The organism is Shewanella sp. GJ50-10 (assembly GCF_055808815.1).
In genome coordinates this window covers 4,227,279-4,240,118 of the sequence record NZ_JBVVSS010000001.1, presented here as the reverse complement: position 1 = coordinate 4,240,118, position 12,840 = coordinate 4,227,279, and the positions used below count along the sequence as shown (strand labels likewise).

Below are 12,840 nucleotides of genomic sequence, written 5' to 3'. Positions count from 1 at the left end.
ACTTTATGAGTTCAACACAAACGCAGCCGAAAAATAAATCTTTGTTAGGCGGCGCAATGATTATTGCTGGTACCACTGTTGGTGCTGGCATGTTCTCCCTTCCAGTTGTTAGTGCTGGCATGTGGTTTGGCTATTCAATCGCAATGTTAGTCGGCATTTGGTTTTGTATGTTGGTGTCAGGCTTAATGCTGCTAGAGACTAACTTGCACTTTAAACCAGGTGACAGTTTTGACACCTTAACCAAAGTCACTTTAGGCCAGTTCTGGCGTATTGTTAACGGCCTATCGATTACCTTCGTATTATATATTCTGACTTACGCATACATTAGTGGCGGTGGATCCATCGTGAACCACACTTTGTCGGGGATGGGGATCCATTTACCGCAAAGCATTGCAGGCTTAGTGTTCGCTCTTGTACTTGCTGCTATTGTGATGATCAGTACTAAAGTAGTTGATCGTATAACCACAGTGATGCTGGGCGGAATGATCATTACCTTCTTTTTAGCAGTCGGTAATCTCCTCATTGATGTTGATAGCGTTAAGCTATTAGTGCCAGATGGTGAAGCAAGTTTTGCGCCTTATATTTTAGCTGCCATTCCATTTGGTTTAACCAGTTTTGGTTACCATGGCAATGTGCCAAGTTTAGTGAAATATTACGGCAAGCAGCCTAGCTTAATTATTAAAGCCATCTGTATTGGTACTTTCATCGCGTTAGTGATTTACAGCTGCTGGTTAGTGGCAACCATGGGTAATATTCCTCGCAGCCAGTTCAACGATATTATTGCTCAAGGCGGTAATATGGGCGTATTGGTGGGTGCATTATCGGATGTCATGTCTAATGCTTGGCTAAACACCATGCTGACTCTATTTGCTAATTTGGCTGTCGCTTCTTCATTCTTAGGTGTCACCTTAGGTTTATTCGATTACCTTGCTGATCTGTTTGGCTTTGATGAGTCGGTTAATGGACGAATTAAAACAGCGGCTGTAACCTTTATTCCTCCTACGGTTTTAGGCTTGTTATTCCCAAATGGCTTTTTGATTGCCATTGGTTTTGCAGCATTAGCGGCAACCATTTGGGCTGCTATTGTGCCTGCAATGATGGCCTACAAGTCGCGTAAAATGTTCCCTGACGAGAATAGCTTCCGAGTACCGGGCGGCACGCCTTTAGTTGTGGTTGTTATCTTGTTTGGTGTATTAACTGCAGCATGCCATTTATTAGCAATGGCTGATTTGTTGCCTGTATATCGATAATTAGTCTGTAATATTATCGCTTTATTAAGCCCTCTTGTGAGGGCTTTTTTGATGCAGTTTTTCAATGTATTGGGTCGGTGTTTGGCGGTGTAATCGCTGAAAGCTTTTACTGAAACTGCGAACACTGGCATAACCCAATAATGCTGAAATCTCATTAACCTCCTTGCCTTCCAGCATGTATTTGATGGATAAGCTGCCTAAGATGTAGCGCATCAGTTCGGTAAAGCTAAAGCCATTTTTTTGCAATCGCCTTTGCAATTGTTGCCTTGAAAATCCACATAAATCTGCCAATGAATCCACCGTTGGTAAGCCATAAAAACGAATATAGTTTACTAATTCATAGAGCACTTTGGGCGTGTCATGAGGCTGCGGCATATTTAAATACGAGTCGAGTTGATTGAGCGAAATACTACTGCTGTTATTCTTTTTGATTTGATCTGTGGTTGAAAGCGAAGATAAGAAGCTTTCTTCAGAACTTATTAATGAATCAATATCTAACCAAATTTCCGTTAACGGAGCATTCCAAGTGACTTGGCAGCCGAAAGCTTGTTCAACCCCCAATTGCCCTAATGAAGGCCCACTTAGCATCACTTTTTTAGGTTGATAATCTTTACCAAGGAAGTGTTTACAGGTGTTTAATAACGTTAGCGCTACTCGCAGCGAGTCATGAGACTTTGCCTTCTTACTCAAGTAATCGTTGCGATAACACCATTTAATAATTCTGTTTGATTGAGCGCCATAATAACTAGCACCTGAATGAAAACAGGCCATGGCGTAGTTAATGCGCCTAAAGGTAATCGCTAGATCTGGCGTGGCGAGAAACCAATTATTGGGCATATTAAATCGGCTAATATCCAAATAGTTTTGGATTTTGAGCATGTAATCACTATCACCGGTTAACAATTCAATTTTGTTTAACCACATAGCCACTTCAGAGAAAGGGATCAGGGTCATTGGCTCTTTGATCAAGTTATCGGGAATAGAAAGGTCAGAGTGAGTGATCTGATAATGTTTCTCAATCCCTTGAAGTACGGGGATGACACAACAAACTCGGATAAAAGAAACGTTAAAAGCCATCGCTATTTCTCATAAGTCATTTGAGCAGAATGATTATATTAAAGTATCTGATTGAGTCAAAAAGTGATGTTAATTGATACGAATGGATACTTCTTGTTGTGATTTTAAGTGGTAGAGGCACACTACGCAACATCTAAGTTTACCGAGGTGAGATCAATATGAGTTTATTCAGTATGCCATTCGTCGATACAGGTGTTGATGCTGCACTTCACGGGGTAGCCTTGGTGGTATTGGTGGGTGTAGTTGCCGCCGCAGGCATTGGCTTTTGGAAAGTTCACGAACTGCCAATTGATAAGGCGCACAAAGAAAACCATCAGCAAATAGGATTAATTACAGCGCTCACCTGGATAGGGTTTCTCTGGCACTGGGTGTGGGTTTTAGCTGTGATGGTTGCCTTCATTGATAGCGGGAAAGCGCTAAGACGTATAAGAGATATTTGGCGAGAGAATGAACGGGATATCCCTGTTACCGCCACTCCCGAAAAAGAGGAGACTAGCTCATGATTGAAGGTTTAGCCGTTTGGGCACTGTTTATTTATATTCTGCGAATGATTGGCATGCCGTGGAATAAAGGTACCAAAGCGTTTGCCTATTTAGGTGGAACGGGTTGGTTGATGTTTGTTTGGGTTGGCTTATTAAATTATGCACCTATGGATATAACAGGTGGCTCGGTGGTGCAATCGCCCCATATTCAGTTACGTCCAGCATCAACAAAAATCAAAGGAAATGTAACCGGTATTTATGTTGAGCCTAATGAAAGAGTCGTAGCAGGGCAGTTGATATATGAACTGGATGACGAGCCGTACCAAATAGCGCTAAATAAGGCTGTTGTTGGTAAGCAAACCGCGACAGTGGCCTTATCTTTAGCGAAAGAAGATATCAATATCGCAGAGAAAGAACTGCAAGCAGCGGACTCTGACGAAGCGATCAGTAAAAATCAGTTACATGCAGCCAAGAAAGATTTAGCGTGGAAACAAACAACCCTTGCTCGTTACGTAGAGCAAAATAGTAAAGTGCCAGACACTATTACTGAAAGTCAGTTGGATGAGCAACAAACCAGTGTGGATTTAGCTCAAGCCAAAGTGGACTCATACATCACTCAGATAGCCAAGGCTATAACTGAAGTACAAAAAGCTAAGCTTGATATTCAAAAGGCGCACTTAACAGTTGAAAGCCGTCAATCGGACTTAGAAAGTGAAATTGAAAATGTAGCTCAAGCGCAGTGGAATCTTGATAATACTAAGGTTTACGCACCCGCTGATGGTTATTTGACTAACTTCATTATGCGCGAAGGCCAGTATGTTGGTGTGGCACCGCGGATTCAAATGTATACCGATGAAAAGTATGTGTTGATGCGAGTGAATCATCAAGCCATTCGTAATGTCGAAGTAGGGCAAATGGCCGAGTTTGCTTCGGCGGTTTACCCAAGCAAGATTTTCAACGCTGAAGTTGAAGGTATTATTGAAGCGACAGGTGAAGCACAAGGCAGTTTATTAGCCCGTGATGACAATGTTAGGCAAACGACCGGGCAGAACATTAACAATAAGCATCACTTTGTCCGCCTTAAACTGCAAGAGTCAGACAATTATGATATCCCTGTAGGCTCGGTAGGTTTAGCTTGGGTATCAGGTACTAAACCTGCTGAGTTCATGAGCTTTTTAGATGTGATACGCGGCATTATTATTCGAATGAAATCTCAGATTTACTATATCTGGTCTATCTAGTTAAGGCTGCAGATATTAATTAATCATCGTTAGTTAGGTGAGAGTTTGTTTAGCATTGAGATTTAGCGCTTTATAAAAACGTCCTCTTATGAGGACGTTTTTTTATGGGGTAAATAGTTACCAGAGTCACTCGACAGCAGGCTTAAAACGGTCTTAACTATAGTACTCATCCTCACTCTTTCTTATCCATGGACAGGTTGCCATTGGCAATACTGCAGCGGATTACGATGATTAATAGTTCAAGGACGGCTCATTATGAACGTGACTCAATACGCACAAGGGCAACCATGCTGGGTTGAACTGGCAAGCCATGACTGGTTTTCTGCCAAAGGTTTCTATCAGAATTTATTTCAATGGCACGCTGACGATATGCCGATGCCTGAAGGGCATTACACCATGCTGCAAATCGACGGTGATGATATTGGTGCTATGTATCAAATGCCAAAAGAAATGGCGTCACAACCGACTCATTGGGAGTTATATTTTGCCGTTGATAATGTCGATGAAACGGTAAAAGCCATTAAACATGCAGGCGGTGAAATTATTGCAGGCCCGCATGAGGTTGGCGACTCCGGTCGAATGGCAGTGTGTCATGATCCTGAAGGTGCGCGTTTCTCAATTTGGCAAGCCATAGAGCATATCGGCATTAAACGTACTTTTGAGCCTAATACCCTGTGTTGGGTCGAATACATGTGCCGAAACGCTGCGGTATCTAAAAGCTTTTATTGCCAAGTATTGGGTTTTGATACTGAAACGGTGGATATGTCAGAAATGGGTATTGGAGATTACGTGCAATGGATGGTTGCCAAGCAAGCCGTTGGTGGCATGATGGAAATGACCGAAGAATTTGGCGACATGCCATCTCACTGGATGCTGTATTTTAGCGTTGATGATTGTGATGCGATGGCGGCTAAAGCAGATGAATTGGGTGGTAAGATTTGTGTGCCACCGACTGATATACCTGATGTGGGGCGTTTTGCTGTGATAGATGATCCTCAAGGTGGGACATTTTCAATCATTAAACTGAATGCTACTGAGTGCTAAAAGAGAATTTGCTTTAACCAAGGCGAAGGGTTTGTTAGTTTAAGTATGCTTTGTTTATCAATTTTGTTGATCACTTTGGGTTATCAAGAAAGCAAAGCTTTACCTCTAATCAACCAAAGCTCAGGGAAGCAGCATGCAGCAGACAAAACAACAAAAACTCGCTGATATACAAAAGAAAATGACCATGGTGGCAGTGATTGATTTTCCTGGTACCTTGTTAGTGGCCGCGGGCTTATATGGCATATTTTCAGGCTTTGGCATCGAGACTATGCCGATGTTAGATAATTCAAATGTCCATTTTGCCATGTTAGGTGTAGGCGGGGTGATTATGTTGTGGGGATTGACGAAAATGTTCCAATTAGCCAAGCTGAAACAGCAAGTTGAGAATGATGAATCATAGTGATTAGTCAGCTATGGTGAGAGTATCAGTAAAAAAAGGCGCCTAGGGCGCCTTTTTAGTATGTGCTATTCGCTAATTGTTATCAGTTAACGTTATTGTTTAGCTGTTATCGATTAACTCTGGGACTTTGGCAGCTTTCTGCCATATATCAGTAAGTAAATAGCCGGAATGACAAACAATGATAGTAACGGCGCTGTGACCATACCGCCCACCATCGGCGCAGCAATCTTCTGCATCACTTCATTACCCGTACCACTTCCCCACATAATAGGTAGTAAGCCGAAAAATATCGTCGCTACAGTCATGGCTTTGGGCCGTATTCGCATCACGGCGCCGTGAATTAATGCTTCACTTAAATCGCTACGTTGGTTGTATTGCCCTTTGGCTTGTCTGTCATTAATGCTGTTATTTAAATACACTTGCATAACCACACCAAACTCAGCGGCAACGCCAGCTAACGCAATCATCCCAACCGACACTGCTACCGAGAAATTAAAGTCCAACAAGTATAATAGCCATGCGCTGCCTACTAACGAAAACGGTAGGCTCAGCATGATCACCGATGCTTGAATAAATGAGCTAAAGGTCATCATCAATAGCATGAAAATCACCGCCAGCATGAGCGGGATCACCAGCTCCATTTTGGCTTCAACTCGTTGCATGTACTCATATTGACCCGCAAAGCTGTAGCTGTATCGAGCAGGAAGCTGGATTTGCTCATTTAAGGCTTCTTTCGCCGTGGTGATGTACTCACCAATGGATATGTTATCTAAATCGACAAATACCCAGCTGATCAATCGACCATTTTCACTGGCCAGCATAGGTGCGCCGTCGCTGATAGTGATGGTGGCCAAATTGCCCAGTGGTAGATATTTACCAGTTTTAGTCATCACAGGTAAGTCACGCAATTTTTCGATACTGTCACGTAATTCTCGTGGGTAGCGAATATTAATCGGGTAGCGCTCTTGCCCTTGAATGGATTGACCGACTTGCATACCGCCAATGGCCATTTGCACCACATCTTGGATGTCTTTGAGGGTCATGCCATATCGAGCTGCATTTTTAAGGTTGGGCTCAATATCAATATAGCGTCCACCACTGGTACGCTGCGCAAAGGCTGACTTGGTCCCAGGTAACTGACTTACTACCGCTTCAATCTCGGTGCCAATACGTTGTAACTCATCAATATCTGCGCCGGAAATCTTAATTCCTACCGGTGTTCGCACCCCAGTCGATAACATATCGATACGGGTTTTAATCGGTTGCACCCATGCGTTGGTCATGCCCGGTACTTTGACAGTTTTTTGCAACTCAGCAATGATTCCTTCCAGTGTCATCCCTTCACGCCATGTATCACGAGGATTAAGCATTATCGTGGTTTCGAGCATAGTTAACGGCGCAGGATCGGTGGCTGTCATAGCTCGGCCAACCTTACCAAATACCCGCTTAACTTCAGGTACGGTCTTAATGAGTCGGTCGGTTTGCTGCAAAATTTCAGCGGCTTTACCTGCACTAACACTTGGTAGAGTGGTCGGCATATAAAGCAAATCGCCTTCTTCAAGTTCAGGCATAAATTCGCTGCCCATTTTTGTCATTGGATACACGGCACTGCCAAGGGCAATGATGGCCAATAAGATGGTGAACTTTGGAAAGCGCAGCACTAAGCGAAGCAATGGCTCGTAGATGGCAATTAACAACCTACTAAGAGGGTTTTTCTTCTCATCAGGGATTTTGCCACGGACAAAGTAGCCCATTAATACCGGAATCAAGGTAATAGCGAGAATTGCACTGGCAGCCATTGCAAAGGTTTTAGTAAACGCCAGAGGGTGGAATAATCGACCTTCTTGAGCTTCTAGGGCAAATACGGGCACAAAGCTTAAGGTGATTATCAATAAGCTGAAAAACAGTGCGGGCCCCACTTCCACAGAGGCTTGACGAACTAACTCCCAATGAGTTTCACCAGTGGGCGTTTGGCCATTATGTTTTTCCCGATATTGTTCTAAATGTTTATGAACGTTTTCGACCATCACAATGGCGGCATCCACCACCGCTCCAATGGCAATGGCTATCCCCCCTAAACTCATGATGTTGGCGTTGACCCCAATAATATTCATTACAATAAAGCTGATTAATATTGAGATTGGTAACGAGATAATGGCTACGAGTGTTGAGCGAGCATGGAGTAAGAAAATCAGGCAGATAATGCCGACGACCATCATTTCTTCGAGTACTTTGTTTTTGAGGTTATCCACTGAATTGAGGATAAGCTCAGAGCGATCGTAAGTGATAACTAACTCAACGCCGTCAGGTAAACCGTTTTCAATTTCTTTGAGTTTGTCTTTAACGTTATTGATGGTGGCGAGGGCATTTTCGCCGTAACGCATTACGACAATGCCGCCGACGACTTCACCTTTGCCATCAAGCTCAGCAATGCCTCGTCTTGCCGCTGGACCTGTGCGCAATTGCGCCACATCTTTCATTAATACAGGTGTGCCAGATTCAGATACTATGCCTAATGGGATTTCCCTAAAGTCGGCCAGAGTTTGTCGATAACCTGTTGAAGTTATCATGTATTCGGCTTCTGCCATTTCAATGACCGAGCCGCCTGTTGAGCTATTGGAGTTGTCTAAGGCACTTTTTACTGTCATCAAATCAATTTGATATAAAGCCAACTTATGTGGGTCGACAATGATTTGGTAAGACTGCTCCATGCCGCCAATGGTGGCGACTTCTGATACGCCGCTGACGCTTTGCAATTCAAGTTTTAAAAACCAATCTTGTAATGAGCGTAATTGGGCTAAATCATGCTGGCCTTTTCGATCAACTAACGCGTACTGAAATACCCAGCCAACCCCAGATGCATCAGGTCCCAGAGTTGGCGTGACATTGTCGGGTAGTTGGCCTTGAGTTTGCGATAAATACTCTAATACTCTTGATCGAGCCCAATATATGTCTGTGCCGTCTTCAAAAATAATGTAGACGTAAGAGTCGCCAAACATGGAAAAGCCGCGCACGGTTTTAGCCCCAGGTACCGCGAGCATGGCGGTTGATAACGGGTAAGTTATCTGATCTTCAACTAATTGTGGTGCTTGCCCTGGATAAGAGGTTTTTACAATCACTTGCACATCAGACAAGTCTGGCAGTGCATCGAGTGGCGTCATGCGCATTGCCTGATAACCAATTAAGGCAATCACCGCAGTAAGCACTAACACCATCGCCCTTTGTCTAATCGAGGCGCTGATAATTTTTTCTAACATAAGAGCCTCCGATTAATGATGTGCGTGGGCATCAGATGTAGATTCAGCTTTGGTGTTGCCACCACTTAAGCGCTGCAAGCTACCTTGAATACTGGCTTCTGAATCAAGTAAGAATTGCCCTGAGACAATTACTTTTTCGCCGGCTTGCAGTCCTTCGATAATCTCTGCTTTGCCTTGGGCGATCATGCCAACCTTTACGGCGACAGAAGCAAAGCTATTATCGTCACGCTGAACGACAACTCGGTTTTCGCGACCTGTTTGGATTAATGCTTCAGTAGGAATGGATAACACGCCGCGTTTCGGGCCGCCAAACAGTTTTACATCGACTAAACTGCCTGGCTTTAAACGCTTTTCTGGGTTGTCTAGTTTGATACGAACACGCATGGCACGTGATACGGGGTCGAGTTCTGGATAAATGTAATCAATGGTAGATTCTAAATCAAACAAGCCTTGGGCAGATGAAGTGACTTCAACAGGGCGGCCTTGCTCTAGCCAGCTTTGTTCGTTCTCAAAAACGTCCGCAATAATCCACACACTCCTCAAATCAACAATTTCAAATAGTGTTGTTCCAGGTTCAACATACATGCCATGACGAACACTTAACTGACTGATAAAGCCATCTTGCTCAGCATAATAAGGAACGCGGTAGATGGTTTCACCTGTACGTTCTAGCTGCTCGATAGTTGACGAACTCACCCCGAGAAGCTCAAGGCGCAAGCGGGCTTTTTTCAAAAGGCTAGAACCACGTTTAGGATCTTGTTTTAGATAATCCTTAGCCTGCATGTAATCATCTTGCGCATTGATGAGTTCTGGCGAATAAAGCTCGTAAACCAGCTGTCCTTTTTTGACCCGCTGACCGACATTGTGAACCATTAAGCTTTCAAGCCACCCGCTGACACGCGTATGAGCATGGCCAATGGTGTTTTCATTGTATTCGACAGTACCAATGGTTTTGACCAGCTTCCATAAGGTCCCTTCAGTGACTTGTTCACTGCGCATGCCTAATGCTTGTTGCATTCCGCCGGAAACATCAACTGTGATCTCTTCACCTGCTGAGCCGCCCATGGTGACTTTCTCTAAATCCATTCCACATATTGGGCAAGTGCCTTGTTCATCTGAAATGACATGGGGATGCATCGGACAAACGTATTTTATATTAGCTTCACCATTTGACTCAGCTGCTTGTAATGTAGGCTTTGGCTGACTGAGTAGCGTGTCTGCTTTGGTTTGAGTTGCAGTCGGTTGTTGCTCTGATGCAGATTGATGTGCGTGACCAGCATGTTCGTCTACGCTTGATTCTTCTTCCTCTTCTTTGACTAAAAACATATTACATTGCGAGCATCGTCCTGCCTCATGGCTAGTTTCTTCAGGGTGCATCGGGCAGTAATAATTGTCTTGTTGGTTCTGTGATGCTATTTGCGCTGAACTATGCGCATGCTCAGCATGTTCATCTTTAATTGCAGCCTCATCTTTTACTAAAAACATATTACATTGCGAGCATCGTCCAGCCTCATGACTGGTTTCTTCAGGGTGCATTGGGCAGTAATAATCGTTTTGCTGGTTATGTGATGATGCTTGCGTAGAGTGATGTGCGTGCTCTGCATGTTCATCTTTAATTGCAGCCTCATCTTTTACTAAAAACATATTACATTGCGAGCATCGTCCTGCCTCATGGCTAGTTTCTTCGGGGTGCATCGGGCAGTAATAATTGTCTTGTTGGTTCTGTAATGATGTAGCTTGGCTTGCCGTTGACAGTGCCTCTTGGGCTAGTCCTATTTGTGGCGTTGCTATTAATATCAAACTTAAAGCACCAACAGCATACTTTCTGAATGCTGATAATATGGATGTACTCATAATGCCTATCTCCACTTTATTTCTTAGTGATGCTGGTGATCTGTTGTTTGCTTAGCGATTGGCTCTAGGTTCATGCCACACTTTGGACATGTGTCTCCAGCTTTCCCTGTAATAGCAGGGTTCATTGGGCACGCATGTGTGTGAGCAGACTCAGCTTTGTTCGGGCAATTATCACAAGATTTGCCTTTTGACTCAGCTTTGTTCGGGCAGTTATCACAAGATTTGCCTTTTGACTCAGCTTTGTTCGGGCAGTTATCACAGCACTTGCCTTTTGATTCTGCCTTGTTTGGGCAGTTATCACAGCACTTGCCTTTTGATTCTGCCTTGTTCGGGCAGTTATCACAGCACTTGCCTTTTGATTCAGCCTTGTTTGGGCATTTATCACAGCATTTAGCTGGGGCTTTGATTTGCTCTAAATACATACCACACTGAGGGCAAGTGTCGCCTTTTTTACCTGTGACATCTTTGTGCATTGGGCAGACATATTCAGCATGAGTTTGAGTTGATGAACTCTGATGCATGGCATGATCATGTTTATGCTCGTGTGCAGAAATCGCAGGGGACAATGTAAAAAACAGAAAGGTAGTTAATACCATACTAATAAAGGTTTTCATAACGTAACTCCATCATAGAGATGGCCGGAACTGTTGCGTATCAGCGCAATAGCAAGGCGGCACAAATATTTTGCGTAATTAAAAAGATTAAAATAGGGCTAAAACGATGCGAATTAGGCTATTGGAGGTCTTAGATCTTGCAGCAAAGAGATAGAGTGGAAATGAGGCATTGGAGTAGCCATTGCAATGTCGGATATGTTGTTACCTGGCCAAGGTGCAAAGCTTAACAACGTACCAGTTACTGTTATCACCAAACAATGATTACAATCGAGTTCACAGCTCATCTTACCTTCACAACAGTGCGTTGATTCAATAGCTTGCTGTGTAATCTGCGCTGTTTCACAACAGTCAGTATCTGCGGCTTGATTGGTTTGCTGGTGATGTGTTTCGACTTGCATACTTTGCATTGGAGTTTCATGGGCTTGGGCATTACTTATCATCAAAGATCCATTAGTTAGCATCACCTGGCTCAACATGGTGAGCAGTGTAAAAACTATAAATGAATGACGAAGTTTTTTAAGCATGAATATTCCAATAAAAAAGCAGTGTTAAGTTTAGCAATAGTTCTCACATCATGTGTTGATAAAGTTCACGTTTTTACTTTGTACGGACTCTGTTGTTAAAACAGTTATAACATCATGAGTGCGTCGAATATCCAATCAAGTAAAGAGGTTTTGTTAACACTTTCAAACTTTAACAATTGCCTAAAGCCCTGAACATATAATGTAGAGTCATTAAGTTGATGATAGTTCATTACTTTTGTCATGAATGTCACTTGTATGAATCTTACTAAGAATGTTAAAGAATCTTTGCCAATACGCTTGGCTTGTATTAGGTTTAAGTAAGCTGGATTGTATCACTAATATTGTGGTTTATTAGATCTAGCTCTCATTTTGAGCATAATATGGCAACTTATTAATTAAAACATGTCCTTAAATCGTTTTTTTAAGGCTAAAACAACCTAGAATACAATTACTATTTTTAGAATTTAAAAATTATATTTTAGAGTTTAAGAATTATAAATTAAAAATTTTTACTGGAGATGACCGATGAACTGGCGTGCACTTTTTAAACCAAGCGCAAAATATTCAATTATCGCACTGATTATAGTCGGTGTGGTTATGGGCGTAGTGGGTTACTTCGCTACCCAACAGACTTTACATGCAACAAGTACAGATGAGTTCTGTATGAGCTGTCACAGTAACCATTCATTGAAAGATGAAGTATTAGCTTCAGCACATGGCGGCGGTCGCGCTGGTGTAACTGTTCAATGTCAAGACTGTCACCTTCCGCACGGACCTGTTGACTACTTGATCAAGAAAATCATCGTATCTAAAGATCTATATGGTTTCGTAACTATCAAAGACTTCAACACGCAGGCTTGGTTAGATGAAAACCGTAAAGAACAAGCTGATTTAGCACTTAAATACTTCCAAGCTAATGATTCTGCTAACTGTCAGCATTGTCATACTCGTATCTATGAAAACCAACCAGAAGATATGAAGAAAATGGCTAAAAGAATGCATGAACGCAATGCTAAGCAAGAAGGCGACAAGAGAAAGACTTGTGTAGATTGTCATAAAGGTGTTGCTCACCCTTACCCTAAAAAGTAAGTCGACAC

11 protein-coding genes are annotated in these 12,840 nt (G+C 42.9%); 6 read left to right on the top strand and 5 right to left on the bottom strand.

What is annotated here, in order from left to right:
* Positions 1-5 precede the first annotated feature (5 nt).
* Positions 6-1,250: a tryptophan permease gene (gene mtr / locus AC0L4E_RS17900; protein WP_473680703.1), complete on the top strand. Its 1,245-nt coding sequence runs from the start codon at positions 6-8 to the stop codon at positions 1,248-1,250.
* A gap of 24 nt (positions 1,251-1,274) precedes the next feature.
* Here mtr and AC0L4E_RS17895 read toward each other — a convergent pair whose 3' ends face one another.
* On the bottom strand, positions 1,275-2,327 hold the full coding sequence (locus tag AC0L4E_RS17895) for a helix-turn-helix domain-containing protein (protein WP_473680701.1): 1,053 nt from the start codon (positions 2,325-2,327) through the stop codon (positions 1,275-1,277).
* 158 nt (positions 2,328-2,485) lie between these two features.
* Between AC0L4E_RS17895 and AC0L4E_RS17890 the strand changes: the two genes are divergently transcribed.
* The 4 genes from AC0L4E_RS17890 to AC0L4E_RS17875 all read left to right on the top strand — a co-directional run bounded on the left by AC0L4E_RS17890 (position 2,486) and on the right by AC0L4E_RS17875 (position 5,494).
* Positions 2,486-2,830, top strand: a complete 345-nt coding sequence (locus AC0L4E_RS17890) for an MFS transporter (RefSeq protein WP_473680699.1) — start codon at positions 2,486-2,488, stop codon at positions 2,828-2,830.
* Positions 2,827-4,050, top strand: a complete 1,224-nt coding sequence (locus AC0L4E_RS17885; protein WP_473680697.1) for an HlyD family secretion protein — start codon at positions 2,827-2,829, stop codon at positions 4,048-4,050. The genes AC0L4E_RS17890 and AC0L4E_RS17885 overlap by 4 nt, the downstream gene beginning before the upstream one ends.
* Positions 4,051-4,305: 255 nt before the next feature.
* The gene (locus tag AC0L4E_RS17880) at positions 4,306-5,094 is read left to right on the top strand and encodes a VOC family protein (RefSeq protein ID WP_473680695.1); all 789 of its coding nucleotides are present in this window, start codon (positions 4,306-4,308) and stop codon (positions 5,092-5,094) included.
* A gap of 133 nt (positions 5,095-5,227) precedes the next feature.
* The gene (locus tag AC0L4E_RS17875) at positions 5,228-5,494 is read left to right on the top strand and encodes a hypothetical protein (RefSeq protein WP_473680693.1); all 267 of its coding nucleotides are present in this window, start codon (positions 5,228-5,230) and stop codon (positions 5,492-5,494) included.
* Between the two features lie 113 nt (positions 5,495-5,607).
* Here the strand turns inward: AC0L4E_RS17875 and AC0L4E_RS17870 are convergent, their stop codons facing one another.
* From AC0L4E_RS17870 to AC0L4E_RS17855, 4 genes are all read right to left on the bottom strand, one after another.
* The gene (locus AC0L4E_RS17870) at positions 5,608-8,751 is read right to left on the bottom strand and encodes an efflux RND transporter permease subunit (RefSeq protein ID WP_473680691.1); all 3,144 of its coding nucleotides are present in this window, start codon (positions 8,749-8,751) and stop codon (positions 5,608-5,610) included.
* A 12-nt stretch (positions 8,752-8,763) separates the two neighbouring features.
* Positions 8,764-10,605 carry an efflux RND transporter periplasmic adaptor subunit gene (locus AC0L4E_RS17865; RefSeq protein ID WP_473680689.1) on the bottom strand — a complete coding sequence of 614 codons (1,842 nt, stop codon included), beginning with the start codon at positions 10,603-10,605 and terminating at the stop codon, positions 8,764-8,766.
* Between the two features lie 23 nt (positions 10,606-10,628).
* Positions 10,629-11,219 (bottom strand): heavy metal-binding domain-containing protein, encoded by a 591-nt coding sequence (locus AC0L4E_RS17860; RefSeq protein WP_473680687.1) that lies wholly within the window; start codon positions 11,217-11,219, stop codon positions 10,629-10,631.
* 113 nt (positions 11,220-11,332) lie between these two features.
* Positions 11,333-11,659 carry a hypothetical protein gene (locus tag AC0L4E_RS17855; protein WP_473680685.1) on the bottom strand — a complete coding sequence of 109 codons (327 nt, stop codon included), beginning with the start codon at positions 11,657-11,659 and terminating at the stop codon, positions 11,333-11,335.
* 609 nt (positions 11,660-12,268) lie between these two features.
* Here AC0L4E_RS17855 and AC0L4E_RS17850 point away from each other — a divergent pair.
* Positions 12,269-12,832, top strand: a complete 564-nt coding sequence (locus AC0L4E_RS17850; protein ID WP_473680683.1) for a NapC/NirT family cytochrome c — start codon at positions 12,269-12,271, stop codon at positions 12,830-12,832.
* Positions 12,833-12,840: the final 8 nt, after the last annotated feature.